At 38.0% G+C, this 22,393-nt stretch carries 22 protein-coding genes; 6 read left to right on the forward strand and 16 right to left on the reverse strand.

The features are described from left to right. Positions 1-23: 23 nt before the first annotated feature. A complete protein-coding gene (locus N5852_RS14430; RefSeq protein ID WP_262099865.1) occupies positions 24-473 on the forward strand; it encodes a hypothetical protein in 450 nt (149 codons plus the stop codon). Between the two features lie 311 nt (positions 474-784). Here N5852_RS14430 and N5852_RS14435 read toward each other — a convergent pair whose 3' ends face one another. From N5852_RS14435 to N5852_RS14475, 9 genes are all read right to left on the reverse strand, one after another. Further along, positions 785-2,170 carry an amino acid permease gene (locus tag N5852_RS14435; RefSeq protein ID WP_262099866.1) on the reverse strand — a complete coding sequence of 462 codons (1,386 nt, stop codon included), beginning with the start codon at positions 2,168-2,170 and terminating at the stop codon, positions 785-787. A 499-nt stretch (positions 2,171-2,669) separates the two neighbouring features. Beyond that, positions 2,670-3,512: an anti-sigma factor family protein gene (locus N5852_RS14440; protein ID WP_262099867.1), complete on the reverse strand. Its 843-nt coding sequence runs from the start codon at positions 3,510-3,512 to the stop codon at positions 2,670-2,672. After that, complete coding sequence (locus N5852_RS14445; protein ID WP_262099868.1) at positions 3,509-4,063, reverse strand: RNA polymerase sigma factor; 555 nt, start codon at positions 4,061-4,063, stop codon at positions 3,509-3,511. Before N5852_RS14445 ends, N5852_RS14440 begins: the two co-directional genes overlap by 4 nt. Before the next feature lie 288 nt (positions 4,064-4,351). Continuing rightward, positions 4,352-4,672 carry a hypothetical protein gene (locus N5852_RS14450; RefSeq protein WP_262099869.1) on the reverse strand — a complete coding sequence of 107 codons (321 nt, stop codon included), beginning with the start codon at positions 4,670-4,672 and terminating at the stop codon, positions 4,352-4,354. Between the two features lie 36 nt (positions 4,673-4,708). Next, positions 4,709-5,314, reverse strand: coding sequence for a hypothetical protein (locus N5852_RS14455; protein ID WP_262099871.1), 606 nt, complete (start codon positions 5,312-5,314; stop codon positions 4,709-4,711). Between the two features lie 285 nt (positions 5,315-5,599). Continuing rightward, entirely contained in the window at positions 5,600-6,685 is a 1,086-nt protein-coding gene (locus N5852_RS14460) for a glycerol dehydrogenase (RefSeq protein WP_262099872.1), read from the reverse strand. 250 nt (positions 6,686-6,935) lie between these two features. Beyond that, positions 6,936-8,021, reverse strand: a complete 1,086-nt coding sequence (locus tag N5852_RS14465; RefSeq protein ID WP_262099873.1) for a hypothetical protein — start codon at positions 8,019-8,021, stop codon at positions 6,936-6,938. 698 nt (positions 8,022-8,719) lie between these two features. After that, the gene (locus N5852_RS14470; RefSeq protein ID WP_262099875.1) at positions 8,720-9,913 is read right to left on the reverse strand and encodes an MFS transporter; all 1,194 of its coding nucleotides are present in this window, start codon (positions 9,911-9,913) and stop codon (positions 8,720-8,722) included. 107 nt (positions 9,914-10,020) lie between these two features. Next, on the reverse strand, positions 10,021-11,229 hold the full coding sequence (locus N5852_RS14475; RefSeq protein WP_262099876.1) for a hypothetical protein: 1,209 nt from the start codon (positions 11,227-11,229) through the stop codon (positions 10,021-10,023). Positions 11,230-11,424: 195 nt separating this feature from the next. Here N5852_RS14475 and N5852_RS14480 point away from each other — a divergent pair, with 195 nt between their 5' ends. The 4 genes from N5852_RS14480 to N5852_RS14495 all read left to right on the forward strand — a co-directional run bounded on the left by N5852_RS14480 (position 11,425) and on the right by N5852_RS14495 (position 14,665). Beyond that, positions 11,425-11,853, forward strand: a complete 429-nt coding sequence (locus N5852_RS14480) for a hypothetical protein (protein ID WP_262099877.1) — start codon at positions 11,425-11,427, stop codon at positions 11,851-11,853. A 112-nt stretch (positions 11,854-11,965) separates the two neighbouring features. Then, positions 11,966-12,355: a hypothetical protein gene (locus N5852_RS14485; protein ID WP_262099878.1), complete on the forward strand. Its 390-nt coding sequence runs from the start codon at positions 11,966-11,968 to the stop codon at positions 12,353-12,355. Between the two features lie 356 nt (positions 12,356-12,711). Further along, positions 12,712-13,599, forward strand: a complete 888-nt coding sequence (locus tag N5852_RS14490; protein ID WP_262099880.1) for a hypothetical protein — start codon at positions 12,712-12,714, stop codon at positions 13,597-13,599. Positions 13,600-13,963: 364 nt separating this feature from the next. Beyond that, positions 13,964-14,665: a tetratricopeptide repeat protein gene (locus N5852_RS14495; protein WP_262099881.1), complete on the forward strand. Its 702-nt coding sequence runs from the start codon at positions 13,964-13,966 to the stop codon at positions 14,663-14,665. Between the two features lie 161 nt (positions 14,666-14,826). On the opposite strand, the gene N5852_RS14500 is transcribed toward N5852_RS14495, so the two are convergent. The 5 genes from N5852_RS14500 to N5852_RS14520 form a co-directional block, all read right to left on the reverse strand. Further along, positions 14,827-15,441, reverse strand: a complete 615-nt coding sequence (locus N5852_RS14500) for a methyltransferase family protein (protein ID WP_262099882.1) — start codon at positions 15,439-15,441, stop codon at positions 14,827-14,829. 128 nt (positions 15,442-15,569) lie between these two features. Next, positions 15,570-16,364 (reverse strand): ABC transporter ATP-binding protein, encoded by a 795-nt coding sequence (locus tag N5852_RS14505; RefSeq protein WP_262099883.1) that lies wholly within the window; start codon positions 16,362-16,364, stop codon positions 15,570-15,572. Then, positions 16,357-17,241 (reverse strand): ABC transporter permease, encoded by an 885-nt coding sequence (locus N5852_RS14510; protein ID WP_262099884.1) that lies wholly within the window; start codon positions 17,239-17,241, stop codon positions 16,357-16,359. Before N5852_RS14510 ends, N5852_RS14505 begins: the two co-directional genes overlap by 8 nt. 450 nt (positions 17,242-17,691) lie before the next feature. Beyond that, the gene (locus tag N5852_RS14515; RefSeq protein WP_262099885.1) at positions 17,692-18,633 is read right to left on the reverse strand and encodes a tetratricopeptide repeat protein; all 942 of its coding nucleotides are present in this window, start codon (positions 18,631-18,633) and stop codon (positions 17,692-17,694) included. Positions 18,634-18,695: 62 nt separating this feature from the next. Continuing rightward, on the reverse strand, positions 18,696-19,418 hold the full coding sequence (locus N5852_RS14520) for a histidine utilization transcriptional repressor HutC (RefSeq protein WP_262099886.1): 723 nt from the start codon (positions 19,416-19,418) through the stop codon (positions 18,696-18,698). Between the two features lie 177 nt (positions 19,419-19,595). Here N5852_RS14520 and N5852_RS14525 point away from each other — a divergent pair, with 177 nt between their 5' ends. Beyond that, on the forward strand, positions 19,596-19,970 hold the full coding sequence (locus tag N5852_RS14525; protein WP_262099887.1) for a hypothetical protein: 375 nt from the start codon (positions 19,596-19,598) through the stop codon (positions 19,968-19,970). A 199-nt stretch (positions 19,971-20,169) separates the two neighbouring features. Here the strand turns inward: N5852_RS14525 and N5852_RS14530 are convergent, their stop codons facing one another. Further along, positions 20,170-21,210: a TerC/Alx family metal homeostasis membrane protein gene (locus N5852_RS14530; protein WP_262099888.1), complete on the reverse strand. Its 1,041-nt coding sequence runs from the start codon at positions 21,208-21,210 to the stop codon at positions 20,170-20,172. A 460-nt stretch (positions 21,211-21,670) separates the two neighbouring features. After that, positions 21,671-22,393: an ABC transporter ATP-binding protein gene (locus tag N5852_RS14535; RefSeq protein WP_262099889.1), complete on the reverse strand. Its 723-nt coding sequence runs from the start codon at positions 22,391-22,393 to the stop codon at positions 21,671-21,673.

The following is a 22,393-nucleotide window of genomic DNA, read 5'->3' on the forward strand; positions in this document are numbered from 1 at the left end:
TCAAGGTTTTTTGGGAACTAATTATGGCTGATAATATTCCATATGTTGAAAAAATGATTGAAGTTGGTGACCTTGAAATTGGTATTAGGGCCGAGCCCTTTAGGTTTTTGCAAGGAGGTCTCTCTGAAAATGGCGAAAAAAAAATGGTATCGCGGATGATTGTGTCGTTAAAAGCAAACCAAAAGCAAGTTGTAGCTAAATTTTTAGAAATTTTTTATAGAATAAATGTAAAAATTTATGATAAAAATGGAAATGAAATATCGGATATGCCAAAGCGCAGTTATTTTCCTCCCGACCATTTTAAAGAGGAAATTTTACCACCAAATAAAATGAGAAGGCTTGCTCTTCTGGCTTATGCCAAGGGGAATACCAATAATTTTGATTTTCTTAATGTCGAAGTGAGCTTCACTAACAATTTTAATAGTTGGACACATCCGTTTAGTTTAAGAGTTAGTGTGCCAGTAAATCATTAATTTAAGTGCAGCGCATGGAAAATAGTTGAAGTTGGTGTTATTTAATCCATGCCCGCAGCTATGACCATGTTACCGTATAATTTAGCTATAATAGCGCCATTGCTTGGTCAATTAGGTAATAATTGTAAAACACCGGCTTTAACTTTAGCAAGTAAAGAGGATTGTTCTTTTTGGTGATTTGGTTGAGCTTTCAGCGGAAAAGTAAATTTTGCAAGGTTTAGAGTGAACTAATCGAAAAATTGTATTGCAATAAAAAAGGGCGCGAAAAGCGCCCTCTCGTTTAAAAAAACGGTGTTTAAAAAGCTTAGGGTTTAATCTTTCTTTTTAAGCACAAAACGGCCTTCCTTGTCCAAATGCTTAATCGCATAATAGCAAACGACAAGCCAAGCTAACCACGCTAAACCAACATAAATGATAAAGCGTGTATCTTCAAAATAGGCAATAAGCCCGAATATAAAAAACATGAATAGAATTGCCAAAAATGGACCGACTGGCCAAAATGGCACTGGAAATTTTAATGCTTTGATTTCTTCCTTGGTTGATTTAAACCGCATCATCACTTGTGAAAGTAAAATCATCAGCCAAACCAAAACAGTGGCAAAAGCACCCATAGCTAAGAATATGAAGAAAATATCATCTGGGAAAAAATAATTTAATATAACCCCGATGATAAGCACGCCAAGCATTAGTAAAATAGTGATCGTTGGCACGCCACTTGGCGAGGTATAGCGAAGATGTTTCAAAGCTTGCCCATCTTCAGCCAAGCCATGCATCATACGGCCTGCGCCATATAAGTCACTATTAATTGCAGAAACTACAGCGGTGATAATAACAATATTAATAATATCAGCAACATAGGGAAAGCCAAGGCCTGTGAAAATAGCTGTAAAAGGACTTTGTCCTTCTGGAATTGCATTCCAAGGATAAATTGACATCAATACTGCAAGCGATAAAACGTAAAAAATAACGATGCGGATTGGAATAGCATTAATGGCTTTTGGCAAATTTTTATCAGCATCTTGAGCTTCTGCTGCGGTAAGGCCGATAATTTCAATGCCACCAAAAGCAAAAAGCACAACTGTAAAAGATGCAATCAACCCAAACCAACCATGAGGCAGCCAACCGTCATTTGTCCATAAATTGCTAATGCCCGTTGCTTGTCCATCATGTGTCCAAAAACCGAAAAAGATGATACCCGCCCCAAGAATAATAATAATAATAATTGCAGAGACTTTGATAATTGAAAGCCAGAATTCTAACTCCCCAAAAACTTTGACATGTAAAAAATTAATGCCACAAATAATAAGGGTAATTCCAAGTGTCCATATCCAAGGCGAAACACCTGGATACCAAACTCCCATATAGGCTGCAAAGGCAGTAATATCGACAAGGCAAACAAGTGCCATTTCAAAAACATAGGTCCAGCCGGTAATAAAGCCGGCAAGGGGGGAAATAAAACTAGCCGCATATCGCCCAAATGAACCAGATATCGGATATTGCAAAGCCATTTCACCAAGAGAGCGCATCACCAAAAAGGCAACCGCGCCAGCAATACAATAAGCAAGTAAAACACCCGGCCCAGCAAGATTAATTGCATCACCCGAACCTTTAAATAGCCCCGCACCAATTGCAGAACCAAGAGCAATAAAAAGTATATGGCGCCGTGATAGGCCTTTTTTTAAGTTATTTGCGCTCATCTAGTCCTCCTCCGTGATAAATATTAAACATCAATGGGAAATTGAGCCATACGACTCAAGACTTCCTCATATCTTGCCGCCTTTATGCATAGCCTTTTAATCAAATTTGTTTAAAACGCCAGTGCGCTTGAATCTTTATCCATTGACGGTTTGACGCATTTTACAAACTAAAGTTAATATTGAAACTTTATCAGCTTAAAAATGAAACTAAGTCTATCAATATTATTACAATGATTACAGTTTGTTACGCACTATCAAGATATATATTTAGCCTCCCTAGATTTTAATGTATATACATATTTAAAGAGGCGCAAGTATTTTACGGTTTAGCTTTAAAATAAATTTAAAAAAAACTATGATGGTATAAGTAAATGCGTCAAAAATGAGAATTGACTTTAAAATCAATGATTAACCGCCATTTCACTAATGTGGAAAACAAATCAAGGCTGATAACGTCAAGCTATCGGCCTTTTAAAATCTTGCAAAAGCAAGGGTTCGTTTAAATATTTTGGCGAATTTGGCGGCGCACTTCATTGGCTAAGGGATGTAAAATTTGTGGGTTTAATTCACTCACCACACTATAGCCAAGTCCAGCATCTGCCCACATATACCCATGAATATTATCCATGCTGACCGCTTCCATATTGCTAACTTTTTCGCGCGGCATAGGCCGCGTTAAAATGGCCAGCCGATTGCCATTTTCATTGCTATACATAAATAAAACGGCAGCACCTTGCACCGTTGGCACCATTTGCCCACCGGTAAAATAATAACCCGTATCACTTAAATCTGGAATATTAAAGGGATGGCCAGTTGTATTGCTAACAAGGCTGGCAAGTTCTTGCTTTTGGGCTGCATTTATAGTGCCAAGCGTGGTTTTTCCTGGTGCAAAAATATTATAGCTCACCGCTGCCATGCGGCTTAAGTTTGGCAGATCACTTTTATCGGCCATTTGCATGCCACGCATGGTCCAGCCTGAAAAAGTGCCAATGGCAATAAAAAATATAGCTGCAGCAATTTTAGACCAATGGCCGCCCCAATGGCCGCCCCAATGGGCTAAATGCCAGCCAGTCACCCTTAGTCTTTTATTATCATTATGGCTTGCGCGTTCTTTAATAATTGATCGCAAATTAAGCGCACTTGGTATTGGCTCTTCAATAATCGGCGCAAGGGCTTGGCGCAGCGCCGCTGTTTCTTGACGGTAATTGGCTATAGTTTCGGCCATGTCGTTATGTTTGGCCAAATAATCAGTAACTTCAGCTTGGCGCGCGCCATCAAGACGGTTATCAATAAAGGCTTGCAGATCATCTTCGGTGATGGGGGGCATGGGGCGATCTGTCATTTTATTCTCCGCAAATGGCTGTGCGTATCGTCTTTTAAGGGCATTTTGGGTCGGTTTTCCAATTGGCTTTCTGGCGCAGATAAGATTTTATGCAATTGCGCTCGTGCGCGCGACAGGCGCGACATGACTGTACCAAGCGGTATTTGCTGCATTTGCGCTACTTCACTATAGGAAAAGCCTTCAACCGCTACCAACAATAAAAGCGTTTTATGTTCATCGGTTAATTGGTCTATCGCCGCCATTACATCCTTATAAAACAGATTGTTTTCTTGGGCGGCTGCATAGCTTGAGCTAATTGCCTCATCTAATTCGAGCAATGGAGGTTGGCCTTGCACACGTTGCAACCGCGTTATCGCCAAATTATGCAAAATGGTAAAGAGCCAAGCGCGCGCACTTTTATCACTTTGGCGTTGATGCCAACGGTCGATTGCTCGTTCTAGACAATCTTGCACGAGATCATCGGCACTTTCCTTATTGCGCATTAATGCGCGGGCATAGCGGCGCATGGCAGGAATAAGCGGCTCGATTATGCCGATCATGTCATCATTCATAGTATGCGCCTTGCCCTAAATGCATTATTTTTGAAACTTAAATTGCTGTGTTAGATGGTAAGACAGTTTTTAAGCGCTTTTATTCCATTGAACGCCATCTTATTCACATTATTCTTTAAAACGCTTTAAAATATTTTGAAATGCATGGGTTTGAGATTTAAATTTGGTTAAGCGCCACAAAATGGAAAGTCTATCGATATATCAACAATATTATTTTTTTGCATATTTGCTTGTTTCATAAGGTTCAAATTTAAAAGCAAATTCCTTGCTGGCAAAGTAAAGTTCGCCTCATTTAAATAATTCGGCGCTGTTGAGTTCCTCGCCATCTTCGCAAATATCAAATGATACAAAATGCAACCCGTCAAATTGTTTATATTTAATTCCAGAGGACATTAATGCAAATAGACTATTATAATGATTGAAGAACTTACCTTCTTGTATTGCAGTTAATTTCATTGTTAAAATTAACCCTTCACCATTTTCACCATATATAGAGGTGATAAGCTCTACATCATTTAAATAATGAGAAAAATGAACTTCATGCAAATAACCATCATAGCCATAATTGATCTTATCTAAATATTTATCCAATTCTAGCTTAGTATTCATGTATTTATCCATTAAATAGTAATTTTTGGTAACAAACTATTTTTTTACGGGCTTTAAAAACTGGGCCCAAACAATTGTGTAATCTTTGTATTTTTTAAATTGGCAGCTTGTAAAAACATTATCAACAGGAAGCCAATAATATGAATTCTTTAATTGATTAACAACGGTTAAACCTATGGAACAATTGCTATCAACTAAGTCTTCTTTATAGGAAAAGTCCTCTGACTTTAGTACAAAACAATCATAGTTACATAACATTAAATTATATTTGTTTTTTTCCTTAGATGGCACAAGTGCTTCTATGGCATCTTCATATGAAAGATCATCTTCAATATAACCATCAATATGATCAGAGGCGAATATAGAATTATTTTTAATGCAGCTAAAGCGGCGAATACGTATCCAATCCCCATAACCATCGCTGTCTGACGGCTCGTAATAATCAACTACGCAGGCGATAGGTAGTACTTCAATTTTATTGCATTTTTTGGAAGGGCAATCATAAACAACCATTTGTTTTGTGGTATAGCCAGTACCATCAAGATAAGAAAATGGCGGCCCAACACGCTCCTCTGCCTTTAAAGCGGCAGTTGATAGTAAGGTTATTATACCAAAAATAAGTATTAAAATCATTCTTAGCATTATCCCACCCCTTATAATGTGTAATGAATAAATTTATAAAAATAAAATTATGAAGTTTTTTGTATTTTAAACTAATACATCAAAACTCTATAATTATATATTTCATAATTCATATAGATTTTTGCCTTAAGGACTTTGGGTTTTAAAGGGAAAGCGAAAATGAAAAAGGGCATTATCAGTAAGTTATGATCTATTTTGTTAAAAACCCAAAAGACCATATTGGCTTATTACTGATAATACCCGTTTAACTGTTAAGGTAAATTTCTAATAACTTACACTTAATACTTACTCACCTTTGCGTTCACGGCCAATGGCATCGGCTGCACGCAATGCATTGAACACCATTTGCGCGGTAATTGTGCCAAGTTCATTGTGAATGGTTTCACCTGTCACCGTTGCAGCTTCCGCCGCTTTCATCAAATCTGCGTCGCTCACCTCCCCAAGACCGATATCGGCAAGGGTGGTTGGCAAATTGACCAATTCACAAAAATCAAAGATAAGATCAATCATTTCTGCATCTTTATCGGTGAGGATAAGGGATGCTAAAACGCCAATGGTGACTTTTTCACCATGCCAATAATGATGGGTTTGTGGCAATATAGTCAAACCATTATGGATGGCATGGCAGGCGGCCAAACCGCCACTTTCAAAACCAAGGCCGGAAAGCAAAGTATTGGCTTCAATGATTTTTTCAAGTGCCGGGGTTGGCACACCAGCTTCGCATGATTGATATGCAAGGGAGCCATATTCAAGCAAAGTATCAAAGCAAAGACGTGCTAAACCATAAGCGGTGTTAGAGCCAGGGCGACCTGTCATATTATTTGCTTTTGATAGGCGGCAGGATTCTGCTTCAAACCAAGTGGCAAGGGCATCACCAATTCCGGCAGCCAAAAAGCGGACGGGGGCTTTGGCAATAATAGCACTATCGACCAAAACAAGATCAGGGTTTTTTGGCAAAAATAAATAGCGGGAAAACTCGCCTTTTGGCGTATAGATAACCGATAGGGCGCTGCATGGTGCATCAGTAGACGCAAGGGTTGGCACAATAACCACTGGTACTTTTAAAGTATGGGCGACGGCTTTTGCGGTATCAAGGGTCTTTCCGCCGCCAATACCTGCAACAACATCAATACCAGCAGTTTTTGCAAGACGATCAATTTCTTCGTCACAGCATTCACCGGTAAAAACTTCAATGACTGATTGAATTTTATCACCTAGTCCTTGATTGATCGCATCATTATAATCTTTGGCAACAAAAGGATCTTCAAGCAGAAGAACTTTTTTTCCCAAACGCGCCAATTCTTCGCCCAGCAATGATAAAGCATTCGGGCCTTGAATATAACGTGATGGAAAAATTGTGGTGGTAATCATTTTATGTCCTTTCGTTTCGACTATAAAAACAGCACGCCAAGCTTTATTGAGGCAAATGCCGCAATAACAAGCTTAACAAGGCAATATTGCACCACTATGATGGTGTTTAACATCTTGATCACCATCATATTATTTGTGATCTTTGGTTTAAATTATGGTGTTATCATTCAATGTAAAAGCCGCTTCTTTGTCGCAGGTACAGAAAAATTATATTTGCGACCAAACTAGCCTATATTTTTAAATATTGCCCTTAGCCTTCCTTGGCTTTTTCATCTTCATCATCTTCAAAAATGGTAAAAAGTTTCAAGCCGATCATTGTCACCGATAAATTGGCATATTCGGTATTATCCCCCATGTCTTCATCACACCATGCATTAGTAACAATGGTGGTTAGACGATTTTCAACCAAAGGCAGCGCTCTTTTATGCGCCATTGCCCAATTAAGCACCATAAGGTGATAATTGACACATGTTTGACCACCAAAACGTGCATAAAGATCCTCAAAGCCTTGATCCAACAGATCAAGATCGCAAAAACTTTCATCAAAGGGATTTTCTGCTATAGTAGATTGTAAGTAATAGATAGCGGCATAAGCACCGGCGCCAAATTTATCCTTGGTTCGTTCAACCGCTATGCGTGCAAAATCTTCAACATCCTGCATGGAATCGCCAAACCAACGCGGCATAAGGCGAAAAGCATGATTGGCATAATGAGCAAGGTTATAAGGCTCTAATGCCACACATTTTTCAAAATATTGGTGAAGCTCGTCTCTGGTTACGCCACCATCACTATGCAGGCAATAATTAGCCAAATTCCATATTAAACAATTATCGGTCGTTTCATGGCAATCATTAAGTACGTCGCTTGCCTTCACCAAATAGTCGCTATAGCCTTGCATACCACCTTCACTAACATCGCTTATATAGCCGCCACCACGTTTAGACCATCCGCGCTGATATAGGTAATAAGCATAAAGGCCGCAGCTAAAGGCGGTTTTGTCTTTTTGCCACCAGTCATTAAGAGCGGCTAAGCGTTCTTGCGCCGCTTTCATGTCATAATCGTTAATTATTGTAACTAGCGCGTCAAGGACTAAGCTACTTTTGAGCTGACCGCCGGATAAATATTCATCATTTTGCCGCATAGCATCGTAATCAGCCTCAAAGCCATCAAAATCATTATTAGAAAATTTGAGTAAAAGATCGTAGATTTCTTGCTTAACAATCGGCGTTTCATCAAAAAGTGACTGAATATAAGTAAAATTTCTTTTTTTAAGATAACGCCTTTTTGCAAATTTAAAATAAATCTGATATGCAAATAAAAAGATCCGTACAAGCACGCAATATACTCCAATATCTCTTAAAAACATTTAATTTTATATTTATAGGTATTTGTAATTTCAAAAGCAATTCTATCTATTTATATAAATATGGTTCAATTTAAAATCCGAGAATATATGAGAATAATTGTATTATATTTTGAATTATTGTGAATTTCTATTTAATATATTACGTTGTTCAAGTACATCTATAATCATTTTGAGGCGGTTATGACCAGATTTATTAAAGTCTATTGTTTAACTATTTTTATAAGCATAATGGTTTTACCAATTGCATTTATTATCTATATGACTAAGCATGATGGCAATGTACTTAATACTTATGCAATACAAAACTTTCTGGATGTTTTTATATATATGATGTATATTTACCTATTATGAATTTAGTCATCATGGTTTGCGTAGCTTTGCCGCTTTATCAAAGGTTTAATAATCTGGCCTATGGCAAAAGCACTGTCATTTTTGTTTATGCGCAGCTTGTAAGTATTTTAACATATTCAATTTATTTTTTTTGGAAGCTATTTGATTTTAGCCATAGCTTTGAAAAATCGGACTTTTTATTTTTATTTTTATCCATTATCCAAGGCCTTTTGTTTGCGGCAATTTTCAAATGGCTATATTTTGACTTCTACGGTGAAAAGGCAGAGGTTTATGACGTATAATATTAAAATTGCAGACAATTTTTATGTGTTGAGCAGTTAATTATCTTGCTTTTTTTCATTGCTTTGCCGCCAAAGCAGCGGAATAAGAATGGCAAGAACAATTGGAAAAACCAAAAGATTGATTATCACCCAGCCAGCACTTTCTAAAAGCACACCAGATAAAAATGACGATACTGCAACACTGCCAAAAACAATAAAATCATTGATACCTTGCATTTTGGTTTTGTTTTGCGGCGTAGAAAGAGCAGCAACCATTGCTGTTGCACCGATAAAACCAAAATTCCAGCCAAGCCCCAATAAAATTAGCGCAGTAAAAAAATGAATAAGTCCATAACCAGTCAAAGCCGCAAATGCCGATAGCATGATGAGCGTGAGACCAATAGCGGTTATGCGTTCGGCACCAAATTTATTAATCAGGGTTCCGGTTACAAAACTTGGGCCAAACATTGCCAAAATATGCCATTGGATACCAAGGGTGGCTTGATCGATAGAGTGGTGATGGTCATGCATGGCCATGGGCGTTGCCGTCATTAAAAAGCTCATCAAGGCAAAGGAAATTGCACCGGCAATTGCCGCTAATAAAAAGCCGCGGATACGTAATATTTCACTAATTTTAATGGTGGACGTGTTGTGTAAAGTTTGGCTATCTGTTTGTATTATAGGGCGGTAGAAGAACAATATCGGTATAACAAGCAAGGCCAAACCAGTTTGGCTTAAAAATGAGCCGACAAACTCAATATTCTCAAAGCTATTTCTTGTTCTGTTTGCCAATTGCGGACCTATAACAGCGGCGATAAGTCCGCCAACCATAATCCATGAAATAGCGCGATTACGCATTTGTGGTGAAACACCGTCAGTTGCGGCAAAACGATAGCTTTGCACATGGGCACCATAAATGCCGGCCAATAAAGTACCAAGGCAAAAGATAAAAAGCGAGCCATGAATAATGCCGTATGCTGCAACAAGGCCTGATAAAACGCCAAATATCGCGCCGACCAAATAGGCACAGCGCCGACCCAATTGCCGCATAAAAAACGCAGCTGGAATTACGCTTAAAGCAACGCCTGCTTGATAGATAGATACGGGCAATGTGGCAATGGCAGCATTATCGCTTAAATTGCGCCCGACTAAGCCACCAAGGGAAATAATAATTGGTGGACTTGAAGCACCAAGAGCTTGTGCCACGGTAAGCAGGCATAAATTTCTATATCCTTGGTGTTTGTTGTCCATATTACCCTCCCCAAAATTATGGTTTTTATACTGTCAATATGCTTTTGCCTTTATTTTGTATATTTTTATAAAATGAAAATATGTAAGGTTTTAATTAATTTACCTTATTAATTGCGGCATTGCCCCATATTTGAAACATAAATATCTTCAAAGCGTGTCGATGTAAAAGAGGATAGTGCCAAGGTTTTACCATCGTAATTATAGATGTGGTTTTCAAGCCAGACGGATTCACCAATACCTTTACAAACAGCTTTGGCGACAAGACTATTGCCAATAATTGCACCGTTTTCAAAAGCACAACTGCCTTCATAGCGTGATAATTCATAAATAATATGGTTATTGGCGGTAATTGCTTTAAGTGACACTGGCCCTTCCATACAAGCATCGACATTTTCGCCAAAATTCTTGCCCTTTAAACGGCTAATAAAGGTAGTAAGATCTTTATTTTCACTATATTGGCTGGGTTGATAGCCCCAAAGGCTCAATGCATAAATGATAGCGGACTTTTCGTCATTAAATTCTTTTGGTTGCTTGCAGGCCGTATCATTGCAAATGCTATAGGGCGCCATTGTGTTCTCTGCTACTTCCGCCGGGCTATCAAAATCAAGCATTTGCATGGCTGAGTCAAATACACCAAGCAAAGCTGCCGTGCCAAGCAGTCCAAGGCATGCACCGGTGTTTTCTTTGACCATATTGTTACAGGCGCTTGATTGCATTTTGAAATAATTCTCATGGGCAGTGATATAATGCTCTTCTTTGGTCACGTCTCGCAGTTCACCATTTGCAATAGTAAAAATTTTCATAGGGGGCATTGCGCCAGCATAAGATGAAAACATGAAAAAATTTTGGTCATAAGTGACCAATTCATTTAAGCCGTCACCGTCAATATCTTTTGGCACTAAAACATCGCCATCAAAACTACCAACATTGATGAGTTTTGCGCCATTGCTGTAATCTACAACATAAACCGCACTGCAACAATGGGTACCACCGCTAAATACCGATAAAACAATATTATACTTAGTACCTTCACCAAAACGGGCAATACTAATATTGCCCAAAGGACCAGATTCTTTGAAGGTGAGTGGTTTTGCATTGGGCTTTACAATATCAAAGCGCATTTCAAAATCATCACCAATAGTTAAGGGAGTAAGTTTAACGGTAATGTCATTGAATCTAAAAGTTTGGACGCCATCTGCTAACCGCCATTTAAGCGTTTCTCCTTCAAACAGCATATTGCTATCTTGAGCATGGGCATTGGAAAGGTTGAAGATTGTGATGAAGCAAAGCCCAATAAAAAACAATATGCGGTTCATAAAATCCCTCAATGAGTGCAAAATGCTGTAATAGCTGACAATTTGTCCAATTAAATTGGACTTAAACCAGTTGTTTGTAAATAACAAATAAGGTTTTATACAATATTTTAACAAAAGCCTTAAAACTTATTGCGTAACTATAATAAAAAAGCTTATTCATCGGTAATTGGAGACCCTGAAAGCAGTTGGAATAAAATGAAAAGCTTTATCAATGCCTATTTATCAACCTTGGCGATTTTATATGTTTTAGGATTTGTATTTTCGTTATTCTTGTTCCGCAATGATCTCGATTTATTAACAACATTGCTTCCTCAAAAAATGGCTTTGATGGTAAAAAGCTTAGCAATATATTTTGCTTTAATGTGGGTTGTAGCTTTGCCTTTTTTTAAACTTGTTACAAAACGGCGCAGTTTTTCTTGGCTGTTTAGCACGGTCATGTGGTTTTTAATAAACACTTGCATGAGTTTTTTCACTTTGCTCCGTACCGGTGAAGTTCGCGCGATTTCAATACTAGGTATATTGGTGATTAGTATACTTTTTGGTGTTATTTTTTTGGCTCCATATTCTTGGTTTAAAAGGCGCGAAAAGCCTACCAAACTTGATATTGCTAAAGAGTTTAGATAATTTTAGCTTTTACCATGGCTGTTGTGGAAAATTGCTACTATTTTAACTTGGGCAGAAAATGAAAAGCTTTATTCAATCCTATATTTTGGCAGTTTTTATCAACGCCATATTCGTGTTTACTTTTTTTTGGCTAATATTAAAAGAGGACACTGAGACGTTCACAGAAACTGTTATGCCCGATGCTTTAGCGATATCTCTCATCTTGGCACTATCATCAATTGTAGCTTATCTGGTTTTGATGGTGGTGATTGGACTGCCACTATTTGCAATTGTAAAAAAATTTACCGATTTTTCTTGGGTCTATGCAATTTTTATGGTGCTGGTGTTTGGTATTATTATGAATTATCTATGTATTATATTTTTGGAAAGTAGCGAAGATTTTCAATTACATTTATTTTTAATACTAAATGTGATTTTCAGCGCGATTTTTGCACCTATCCATTATTGGTTTAAAAAACGACAAAAGCCCTATTTAAAGAATGTGGATGAGGTTTTTAATTAAACAGCCAGAGCGCATTTCGATCTGATTGGATCAGATCGGCGCTCTAATCCATTGTTTACACCGCGTTTTTTGTCCGAAAACCGCTTCACACTTTTTTTAAAAACGCTCTAATAGAAATTGACTTAAAATTATTCTGACTTGTTTATGGTGTTTATAAAACTAAAGCTAAAGAATTATACATATAGCTCGACATAAAAAGCTTTTGTAAAGACAAGTTTAAAAGAAACATAACTATCGCGCCAAATTTCATGCAATAGCATAAATAAATATCTATTGCTTCATGGTATTACTTGTGATAATTATATTGAACAATGTTCAATATTTTAGGTGGTATTGCGGTTTGATAGGGGGATAAAATGGGTAGTTTCGTAAAATCTTATGGGCTAACGATGCTGGTCACATGCTTAGTTGCATCTTTAATACTTGTATTGAAGCAATTTGTGCTGCAAATACCCGAATATAGCGATAAATCCATTTTGTTTATGCCGGCTGCTTCTTTTTTCGTTACCACATTTGCTTATATTTTTTTCTTAAATTATATAATTTTATTTGTAATTATTGTTCCTATTTATGCAGTGATTAAAAAATTTGTTACCATTAACTGGTGGTCGGCCTTTATAATAGGTCTATGCGTTTGCAGTTTAAATGGATTCATTATATATCTTTTAATGGCTGAACGGTTTCCATTTATGTTCGCTCTCCGTTTGATTTTACTCCATGGTGTGTTGTTTGGGGTGATTTTAAAGCTAATACATGATTATGCATTATCACCAAGCGGTATAAAATGGTTTAAAATAGGCAATTTTACCAAGGCTTATTGGTTTACTCTTTCTAGCCCCCTTATTTTTATCAATGTGCTTGTTTGGGGGTATATTTTAACAACTGAAAAATTTCCGTTGAAAGGTTGGGCTATATTTGGTGGGCTTATCGTAACTGAAGCATCAGAAATATTTTTCTTTTTGAATTTCTTTATCTATCTGGTGATTTATTGGGCTTTTTATAGGATTTTTTGCAAATATTATAGATTTGGCTTTTTAGCCGCTTGCAGTGTAGGTGTAGTCATCGGCCTAATCAATTGTTTAGCTTATACTTCTCGCTTTGGCGCGTTCGATAACTCATTTGAGATCTGGCGGATATTTATATGTGGCGGCTTTATTTTTGGGATTGTCTTATATATTGTCTATTTGTGGTTGTTACGTTCTAATCCCGATAAAAAAGTAGATGCGGTTAATTTAAAGCCATAAAACGTGGGCCCTTTCGCCAGTTAGATCGAAGCGTACAAGATTAAAGGGTGAAGTCATCGCACTATTTAGTTTTTTACCAAATAGCACTAAACCCCAAATTTTTTACTTCTGAAAAAATGTCAAATATAATTTATGATGGGATGTTAGAACGCCTAAAGAGTGCTGCTATTTAATAAAGATTTTTGACTTTACATTCACTGTAAATCATATTTAATCTGGCCGCAGTAAAGTACTCCAATATTTTTATAGTGTTAGAGTATCGGCAATTAAAACCTATTGCAAATTATAGAAAATATTTTGAAAATACAAAAATTAAGCATAAATGCAACGTAATTACCTTACTTTAGCGAAAGATGGATAGGATATGAAATTAAAAACTAATATAATGCGGTTGTTTTTAATGGTCATAATCAGCATTTTTTCCGTTCATATCAGCTATGGTGCTGAAAGCATAATGTCTCTTCGTGCCAAGGCAGAGCAAGGCGATGCAGTTGCCCAATTCAATTTGGCTATCATGTATGAAAATGGCAAAGGCGTTGTTGAGGATAAGGCTGAGGCAGTAAAGTGGTATAGGCTTGCTGCAGAGCAAGGGCTTGTCAAAGCGCAAAATAATTTGGGCCTTATGTATGATGAAGGTGAGGGTGTGGTTAAGGATCAAGCCGAGGCATTGAAATGGTATAGGCTTGCGGCAGATCAAGGCGATCCAAAGGCTCAAAATAATTTAGGTACGATATATGAAAATTGCCGAGGTGTTGCTAAAAATGCGGCTGAGGCGGTGAAATGGTATAAGCTTGCGGCAGAGCAAGGCAATGAAGACGCCCAGTATAATTTAGGTGTATTATATGATGGCGGTAATGGCATTGCTCAGAACGGGGACGAGGCGGTGAAATGGTATAAGCTTGCTGCCAATCAGGGTCATTTAGATGCGCAATATAATTTGGGTATCATGTTTTTAAATGGCAAAAATATTAAGCAAGATAAGCTTGAAGCGATTAAATGGTTTAAGCTTGCTGCAAAGCAAGGTGACAAAGATGCGCAAAAGATTTTAAGACGCATAAACGACTAATAGGTAAAATAGCATTTTCATTATTATTAAATAAAAGTGCTATTTGCTTCATAAATCTTTGATTGAGTTTCTTAATTTTTAGCCATTTGGGCAAAGAACTATAAGGGAAAAGCATTTTTGGTGACATTCGCAAATATACCAAAAATGCTTTAAAATAAGATTTAATACATGTGAAATAAAACAGGTAAAATATTGCTGTCTTGTAAATATTCAATAAATTCGAATACCGGATAAGCAATGAAAAAAACAAGTCCATCACTAAAGGTGCGGTAAAGTCGATCTGGCTTAACGATTAGCTCATTGGCATCATGAAAAAGTGAAAACTTTGGGAAAAAACGGGGAACTTTTTGGCAATATTGTTGATAGGGTTCGCCGAAATTTCCTTGCAAAAATTTTTCTTCAACTAAAATAACCCGTAAAAAGGCAATATAGCATAAAAACCCCATAATAAGGGCTAAAACTATGCTGCCAGTCTGCGCCCCAATGCCAATGGCGCCAATGGCACTAAATACATAAAGTGGGTTGCGGCTTATGGAATAGGGGCCGATGGCAACAATCTCAGCGCTTTTGCGCCCACCAATATAAAGCGTACACCAAAGGCGACCAATAATTGCAAAAACGATAAAGCCAAGGCCAAAGGCTTCAATATATTCATGCATATGCCCATACCAAGACGAACGAATGAATAATAGGGCAAAAATTAAAACAACAATAATAAGCCCAATGACATAGCGGCGTTTTTGTTGGTACTTTCCCATTTCCTGGATTGTCTTCATGATATTCCCAAAGATGTAAGATTTAAAAAATGCTTTTTTCAATATAATTGCGGCTAATTTACAAGCAAATAACGCGAACGCTTATTTATAGTGCAAAAAAAAGCCACCCAATTGGGTGGCTTAAATCTTTAATCCATTAATAATTTGTCGTCATCAAGCGCTTCACCGCGCACTTTGGCAAACATATCAAGCAAGTCGTTCACATCAAGACCTTGGCGTATTTCGTGGGCGACATCCAAAATAATCTTGCCGCCATGCAGCATCAAGGTGCGGCTACCATAATCAAGTGCTTGACGCATTGAATGAGTGACCATCAAAGTGGTCAATTTATTTTCACTAACGATCCGATCGGTAAGTTTCATGACAAATTCAGCCATGCCGGGATCAAGCGCGGCGGTGTGCTCGTCCAACAATAAAATATCAGCCTTTGCCAAAGTTGCCATAATCAATGACACAGCTTGGCGTTGCCCACCAGACAGCATATCCATACGGTTTTGAATACGATCTTCAAGCCCCAGACCAAGGGCGGCGATGCGTTCGCGAAATTCTTCATGGCGCCCTTTGCCAATAGCTAACTTTAAACCGCGTTTTTCACCGCGTTTTGCCGCAAGCGCCAAGTTTTCTTCAATGGTTAGCGAGCCGCAGCTACCAGCCAACGGATCTTGGAAAACGCGGGCAATCTGGTTAGCGCGATCAGCAGTTTGCTTTTTTGTAACATCAATATCATTGATAATGACTTCGCCGGCGCTTGGCAAAATATCACCAGCTAAAACCCCAAGCAAAGTGGATTTGCCCGCACCATTGGAGCCAATAACAGTTACAAAACTGCCACGCTCTATTTCAAGGCCTATATCAATAAGGGCGCGTTTTTCAAGGGGCGTTCCAGCTTTAAAGGTTACATCAATATGAGAAAGCTTAATCATATTTCTTTGCCCCCAAATATTTAGGTACAATAAGGAATAAAGCTACAATTACAGCCGTTACCAATTGCATGTCTTTTGATGGATCTACGCCCAACACGCCGCCTAAAGCTAAAAAAACAGCAATTCGATAAAGCACTGATCCAACAATACAGGATAATAAAATAACAAGAAGATTACGACTTTGAAATAAAGCCTCGCCAATAATGACTGCTGCAAGACCAAAAACAATGGTGCCTATACCGCCTGTAATATCCATACCGTGATTGATTTGAGCAAAAAATGAGCCACTTATGGCAACCAAGCCGTTTGATAATGCAAGGCCTAAATAAACATGGAAAGAAGTGTTAACACCTTGAGCATTAGCCATTTTCTTATTAATACCAGTTGCGCGTATGGCAAGGCCTATTTCACTTTCAAGAAAACGCCAAAAAATAAGCGCAGTAATAAGAACCAATATTCCAATGATAATAATACGTATATAATAAGACTTTAAGCCAAATAATCCCTCAAAAGGTGTAAAAATTGAAGGAGCATTGCCAACTTGTAGGTTTCCGCTGCCCATTACATGTAAGTTAATAGAATAAAGCGCTGTCATTACCAAAATGGAGGCAAGCAGATTTAAAATATTAAATTCTAAATTGAGCATTGCTGTGACAAGCCCTGCAAGACTACCAGCAAAAAATGCCGCTAGCATGGCAAGCCAAGGATTAATTCCAGCTACCACCAATGCAACATAAACCGCACCGCCGAGAACGAAACTACCGTCAACTGTTAGGTCTGGAAAGTCAAGCACTCGGAATGATAGATAAACACCTATACCAACAAAGGCTAGAATAAACCCCATCTCTATGGCGCCTGTAAAGGCAAACATGCTCATGGTCTAACCTTTCTGTTTTTATTATCTCTTACTTTACGCATTAGCATTATCTTTAATAATGCCTTGTTTATATCAATTCCAACGGATTTCAACAAATATCGCAGAATGTCAATGTTTGAGCGCATTTTTATGAGAATTTTATCAAAAATACAATGTTTTTTAAAAATGCTTTGTATTTTGATGTGTACAGGGCATCAAAAGTAAAATCACTCCTCCATTTCTAATTAGGGTAATGTAACTGATTTTATCACAATTATTAGCGTTAAGAATATTTTGGTATAAAGCCATATAGATTAAGATTGAAAACCGTGCCGCTTCGTTAAGATATTGTTTTTAGTTATAGTCGTGGCGCATATTTGTGGTTTGAATTCGCACAATGTGAAATTTTTTAAAATTTCTGTTGCTCTTTGCGGTGGTTGCTTGTCAACCTTGAGCAAAACTATATGGGTCCTATTGGTGATTTTGCACAAGTGCGCGCAAAGGGCAATTCTCATGATTGGACTTAAAGCAGGCTTTAGCGGCTCTATCCATCATTTTGCGCTGTGCTTTTGTAATAAATTTGGATGCTTCATATTTATTTTCAAATAATTTATTGTTTTTATTGGAGTTTAAATAGGCCAAGGCCATCCAATAATATGCAAGCTTATTGTCATTTTTGACAGCTTCGCCGTTTAAATACATCAAACCGATAGCATTTTGCGCTTGTGCATAGCCTTGATCGGCAGATTTTAAAAACCACTTTAACGCCAGTTGATAATCTTGTTCAACATATTTGCCAGTTTGATAATAAACACCCAACCAATATTGGCCACCGTCATCACCGGCATTAGCAGCTTTTTTAAACCATTTTAGCGCTTCATCCCTATCCTTTTGTACGCTACGCCCCATATAATAGCTAAGGCCAACATTGGTATAGGCAATGGGCCAATTCTGGTTTGCGGCTTTTTTAAACCATCTAAATGCTTCGTCATAATCATGAGCAACACCATCGCCATTAAGATACATCACTCCTAGATCATTTTGCGCTTGTGCATAGCCTTGTTCTGCGGCTTTCCTATACCATTTTACCGCTTCTTCATCATTAGCGCGAACGCCATGGCCATCTTGGTAAATTTTGCCCAACATGCGCTCGGCTCTCATATCATTTTGTTCCGCAGCTTTTAATAGCCAATCGCGGGCTTTATTAAAATCCTGCTCCATCTCGTTACCATCAATATAAAACGTTGCAAGATTATACATCGCGTCAACATCGCCTTGCTCAGCAGCCTTTTGCAACGCATTTATTTTTTGCCCTTGTGTTTGCGCAAATGCGACAAAAGATTGATAAGGTATTGCAGTGAAAAACCCAGTTGCAATTAAAACCGTGAACACAATAAATTTTAAACGCTTCATAAAAATGTTCCTGCGGCAATTTCATCGCCTGTTTAAACTATCTTTTACCTTGTTGAGCTGCTTTAACTTGCATTGGGGGTAAATTCGGCGACTATGCTATGATGATCCCCTGGATAAGTAAGTTCTACAAACGTCACCACACCAATATTATTTTTGGTAAAACGTTCAACACAAAGGCAAGCACTATGCTCACCAATATTGAGGATTTTAGCGGTAGATGCATTGACATTGCGGGCTTTAATCTCGTTATGAGCGCTGCTCCACGGGACTTGATCTACCAGCCAATTACCGGGCGCTATGGTAGAAAAATCTGCGTCTTTTGCTTCGGGAACGCTGACAAGGTTAATTAAACGCCGTTCTAAACAAAATGGATGGTGATTACCATAATGCAAACAGCTAATGTCGCGCACAAGGCCACCATCTTCAATGTCTAAATGAAGCTTATCATGACTATCCGCTTTGCGGATAGTGTCGGATAGTATTTTATAGCTATAGAAAAGATTAAGGCTTTCAATTTCCATTGAAATTTCGTTAATCGGCAAAACAGCAGCATGGCTTTGTGGCATGCGTACAAAACTGCCCTTTTTACGCCGCCGCTCAATCATACCAGCAGCAACAAGCTGCGTCATGACCTTATTGACGGTCATGCGTGAAACGCCATAATGCTCGGCAAGCTCCACCTCAAAGGGTAATTGGAAACCAGGACTCCATTTACCGGTTAAGATTTTATCGCTAATATCATTTAGAATATGCTGATGTCTGGTCTCATTTGAGCGTTTTGTCATCTCACACCATTCGCTTTAAAAAAATCCCGCAAAGCTGTATAATAGGCATTTAACAAGATATTTGCTAATATTTTAATTATAATTCTTGAATTTGATTTTATATATATCGCATATATTTAATTTTATGCATTAATAAATAAGATTGCGATTATTTTAAATAAGTGGATCAATCCGATTATGATTTGTAGATTTTTTTTAACCATTGAAGATTTAACCATTATAAAAAAGACCTTAAAATTATGCTTAACTATGGATGATGATTGGGAATTTCCCTTATTAATTGGTGCAACGCAGCCCTATATCATTGCTTTAAAGGACAAAATTCAATCTTTTATCAATAATCAAGACCACGGCTATTCAACTGATCCAGCAGATATTTTTGTTGATTTTACCGACGATGAGCTAAGAGCGATTGCCGCCTGTTTAGGTCATGCAGCATATTTGAGCCATAGCGCTGCTAATCAAGCGATCATTGATGTCGATGATGTAGATTTTGATGCTAGCCGTTCAAAAATCACTGATATTATGGAGCGAAATGATATTTTTCTTTAAAGCGTTTTATAAAAATTATAAAGCGAGTTTCGCAGATAAATCGCCGTGTAAACAATGAATTAGAGCGCCGATCTGATCCAATCAGATCGAAATGCGCTCTAATATAATAATAGCAACGCGCGGTACACACTTAGCGCGTGGGATAAGCGCATACCACACGCAATAAAACCCACGAATTGCGATATTTTATCAAAATAGCTTAGTTTTTTTGCTCTTCCTCATCGGACTTATCGGGAAAAATCACACTTGCAATTATGCCAAGCGCTAATACACCCAAAACGACATAAAGACTGGTGGTAGCAGAAAGACTATAACCATGATGCCAAATGTGATCCGTTGCATTTAGGCCAAGCTTAAAGGCAATGAAAAATAGTAAAACGATAACTGCTTTTTCCAATTGCGAAAGATATTTTTTTAATGCTTCCAGTACAAAATACAGGGTACGAAGGCCCAAGATTGCAAACATCATTGCACTATAAACTATGAGAGGTTCACGACTAACGGCAATAATTGCTGGCACCGAGTCAAAGGCAAACATAACGTCAGATAGCTCAACAACGGCGACACATAGCATTAGTGGCGTTGCATATAATGCAGCTTTGGTAGCGCGGCCGATTGTAATATCTTTATTTTCAGGTTTTGCTAATTCCGCATCAACTTCTTTTTGAGTTAACAGAAATGAATGGCCTGATAATTTTGGCCAAATTGGAAAAAACCGCTTAACCAAACGATAGGCTAGATGTTGCGAGTAATCCTCGATTTCATCTTCATCACCATTGCTCTTCAGCATCATTATTGCGGTCCAAGCAACAATCAATGCAAATAGTAATTCCACATAGGGCCCTAAACTTAATAGGCCGGTACCAATTGCTACAAAGATTGCTCTAAAAACAATTGCGCCGATAATTCCCCAATATAATACCCGATGGCGATAGCGATCGGGAATAGAAAACCAAGAAAATATCGCCATCATGACGAATAGATTATCAACCGAAAGCACTTTTTCAAGCGCATAACCGGTAACAAAGAGGCTTGCAACTTCAGATCCGTGATGAATATAAAGAAACAGGGCAAAAGCCATTGCAACAATAACCCAAAAAACGGACCAAAGCGCCGCACTTTTCAAGGAAATAGCTTGATCATTGCGATGCATAAAAAGATCAATGAAAATTGCGCCAATAGAGAGTGCAAGAAAGACAATAACTGTCTCGATGGGAAAACCGATATGTGTAGAAACCATAATTATCCTTCAAAGATAGGGTATAGAAATCAAAATCGGCTTAAATCACCCCTATAGCGCCCCAGCCCGCTTTTGACGTTAATCCACGCTTAAACTGGAGTCCAGTTCTTTATGGAGCCTTGCTATATATACCATATTGGCTAACTTAGCCATAAGATAGAATTGATGAATCAAATTATTGTTATAAAGAAATGATTGCTATCATTGTAGGTTAAATTATTTGCGCGTTGCAATAGCGTTCCATAGCAATTGATAAAAAATTTATCTACCTGCTTTTAGCTGCTTAACGCATTGGAAATATGTGTTAATTTTCGTTTTTATTGCGATAAACTAGAATAAAGCAATTAAAGTCACTTTCACTTTAACAGCAAAACAGTTTTGAATGTAATTAGAGTCTATTTACAATGGCTTGGCTAAAGCCATTAAAAAAGGCAGCTCCAAAGCTGCCTTTTGAAATTTTTTAACCGCCAAGATAGGCTTTTTGAATTTCTGGATTATCAAGCAATTTTGATGCTTCATCTTCCAAAACCACATGCCCTACTTCAATTACATAACCACGATCGGCAATTTTTAAGGCAGCACGGGCATTTTGTTCAACCAAAATAACCGTTACACCGCGCTTATTAATTTCTTTTGCAGCTTGCAAAATTTGCCGTACTAAAATTGGTGCAAGGCCAAGGGATGGCTCATCAAGCAACAACACTTTAGGATTGCCCATCATGGCACGGCCAATTGCTAACATTTGTTGTTCACCACCCGACAAGGTGCCGGATAGCTGGTGCAAGCGCTCTTTCAAACGTGGAAAAAGATCAAAAATCCACTCAAGGATTTCCTTTTCATTTTTCTTGTCGTGATTGGTATAAGCGCCAAGCAGCAAATTTTCCTGCACGGTCAAAGTACCAAATACCCGTCGTCCTTCAGGCGATTGGGTAATGCCAAGCTTAACAATTTCACTACTATCTAGCTTTTGGATCGAACGACCTTCAAAAAGAATTTCGCCTGAACTTGGCTTGACAAGACCACTGATCGAGCCAAGTGTGGTGGTTTTACCTGCGCCATTGGCACCAAGAATAGTGACGATTTCGCCTTTTTGCACCTTGATATTGACGCCATGCAAGGCTTCAACATTGCCATATTTGACATGCAAATCTTTAATTTCAAGATAAGCGTTAGAGTTGGACAT

This window comes from Bartonella sp. HY328, assembly GCF_025449335.1.
In the GTDB taxonomy this organism is placed as follows: Bacteria; Pseudomonadota; Alphaproteobacteria; order Rhizobiales; family Rhizobiaceae; genus HY038.